Source organism: Candidatus Competibacter denitrificans Run_A_D11, from assembly GCF_001051235.1.
GTDB lineage: Bacteria > Pseudomonadota > Gammaproteobacteria > Competibacterales > Competibacteraceae > Competibacter_A > Competibacter_A denitrificans.
The window spans coordinates 1-2,662 of record NZ_CBTJ020000004.1; the positions used below are offsets into that span (position 1 = coordinate 1).

Sequence of the window (2,662 nt, forward strand, 5' to 3'; positions counted from 1 at the left end):
GACGTCGGCGTCGAGCTTTTTTTAGAGGGTCTCTTTACGGCGACGGTGCAGAAAATTCAATCGCATCGTTACGTGCACGAGGTGTTGGTGGATGCGGTCATTCAGGAGCGGCGCCGGTTACCGCGCGCTTGCTTGCCCCAGCCCAACACGCGCTATAATAGGAAGAATGCCCCGAAGGCCCGGAGGGTTCCGGCGGCGGGCAACCCAACACCGTGGAGGTCTACCCCCTTACTGCTGACAACTCAAGACCCCTGAATGCAAAAACCCCGCTTGAGGGCGGGGTCTTCTTCCAGAGAGTCTTGCAAGTTACCACCCGTCGATCCGCTTAGGATGATAATCAGAATTCCTTCTTGACATTGGAATCTGATTATAGCGGACCGGCTGGGACTTGCAAGCCTCTCGTAGGGGGTTATTGGCCCAAAACCTGGAGAGCACCATGTCCGTTCCGCTTAAGATGACCGTTTTTTGCTCTGATCCTCTCAGCGAGACCCCCATTCAGGGTCCGCGCATCCTGTCTGACTAGGACAATCCGCTGACGGGTGCGGGTCGTTGGGGTTTCCCCGCACACCGTACCCGCGCCCGACAGCGCTGTCTTCCGCCATGCGTCCTGGCGATTTTCCCGCGTTGGCGGCTTTGCGCCTGCCCTCTCCAGGCGATGAGTTGCGACCCGCCTCATCGGCTGTGTCCGTGCCTCTGGCGGCTTCGACCCCGCTGAAGAGGGTTTATGCCGTCGGCAATCGCTGCGGGCACACGCCGATGGTCCCCTGTTTCCACCTCCTTCATCTGCCCAAGGATGCCAATCCCGCACGTCCTGCGGTGATTGCCAAAGCCGTGGCCAAGCTGCGGCAGTATTACCAAAACCCGCGCGACGGTTGCTGGGACGCCTTGAGCCAAGGCGAGCGACATCACCGCCTGGAACAGCAAANAGCGGCTGTGGGGGGCCTTGAGACCCCCGCCGGTCAAAAGCTGCACGCCAAGTTAATTCGGTGGCGGCAACAACGTAGTGAGCGGCGAGAAGCAGTGATTCTTGTCCTTACATTGATGGTATATTATACCGACATTACCAGTCTAAAAATCGCCATCCCCCGTAGCCCCGACTGGCTCGGATTGAGCGCACCCTGGCTAGCAGACCACTGCGGCCTGTCGCTTTCACGGACGAAACGAGCGCTCGCGACGCTGGCCCGCTCGGCGCTCGTGGTGAATACCGGTCGGGGCCGGCAGTTTGATAAGCGTCGCCGCTGCTGGGTCGGCGTCGGTTGGGGACCGATTCGGCAGTTCTCTTTCCAGCTGGTTCGAGCGTTGGGGTTAGAGGTGTCCTGGCGGCAAGCCCAGCGGAAAGCCCGTAAGTCAACAGTCCCCGCACCGATAGCACCCATCGCCTCCCCCACGCCGCCGTTGCAATCCGCTTCGACAGAGACCGAACCGGCACGGGGGCCGCGACCCTCGACGCCGCAGCGACCGGCGCTCACCCTGCGTCAACGGCTTCAGGCTGCGGCTGGGACACCGGCCACCCCACGGGTCACCGACCCGGTGGCTCTTGAATTGAACCGGCAGATCGCGGAATTGGCCACCCAGGGCCTGAGCTTGGCTGAGCTTAAAAAGCGATTGAAAGAGGCGGCTCAACTGCCAGATTCCTCTTAGTCCGTTACTTTCCCCTGTCCTCTTGCTTCGCCCATCGGTCGCCACCGGCGGGGACCTTTTGCGCTTTTTCAGAACCTAAGCACACCGAGCACCTTTTTCCCGCAAAAATCGCAAGACGGTCGCCTTCTTTTTCACCATAGCCGCCTTATACACGCACTGCCATCACACAGAATTGAGTGTTCACGCGCCAAGATCAACGTCTCATCAAAATTAAGTGTTCTGATAAAACCGACTAAACGGCTAAGAACCCTCGCTTTTAGGTCGGGAACGTAACCACTTCGCCAGCAAAACCCCTTCTTCACGCCAGCTTCTCAATAAGTGTTCTAGCGGGTTGCATTAAGTGGTCGCTATAGTCAGTTTATTTATTAATCGAGTTTTTTATAAACGCACAAAACAGAAAAACTGGACACTACAGACGCAGACCCCGCCGCGCTGCAAGCGAACGGAAAACCACGCCACAGCAGGATAAGAGGAAAAGATGGGCACTTGACATACACATCCGGGAAGAGCACTAGAATCTGGACGAGTGGTTCCTCTAACGGATCAGTCCGTAAGCCAGATACGACTGGCAGGCGCAAGCCAAGCTACCAAAGCACCTGAAAGAGTCCTTAAACCGGGTGAGATTCCTAACCAAAGATAGATAAGAAGGTTGCAGAAAGGGCCGCGAAGGCGGCGGGCTGATCATGGAGATGATGGTAGAGGCGTAGGGAAAGGTCCACCATGTCTTCGGTTTTAGAAACCACTTTGGTGCGGCGGCGGAAGCGGGCGAGGAAGTGGCGGATATTGCTGTTATCTTGTTCAATGGGGAAGGTGAGATGCTTACCGGTCGTCAACTGTGCAGCAGGAATCAAGCGATGGTAACCGGGCCAGTCGTCGGTAATGAATTGTTTGCCCTGGAGACCGACGCGGTCGAGTAGCTGTTGACAGGTGGCGTCATCACGGCCACCCAGCACCCAGGCCAGGGTTCGCCGACGGTCAGGGTCATACGCACGCCAGACCCAAAGCTTGGCGGTTTTTTTTT

2 protein-coding genes are annotated in these 2,662 nt (G+C 57.6%); one reads left to right on the plus strand and one right to left on the minus strand.

The genetic code is table 11. From position 1 onward, the window contains the following. Positions 1–255 (plus strand): hypothetical protein (locus BN873_RS20675; RefSeq protein ID WP_048670219.1); only part of this gene is annotated, 255 nt, incomplete at its 5' end. Positions 256–2,267: 2,012 nt separating this feature from the next. Here BN873_RS20675 and BN873_RS01545 read toward each other — a convergent pair. Beyond that, positions 2,268–2,662 (minus strand): IS1 family transposase (locus BN873_RS01545; protein ID WP_048670221.1); only part of this gene is annotated, 395 nt, incomplete at its 5' end.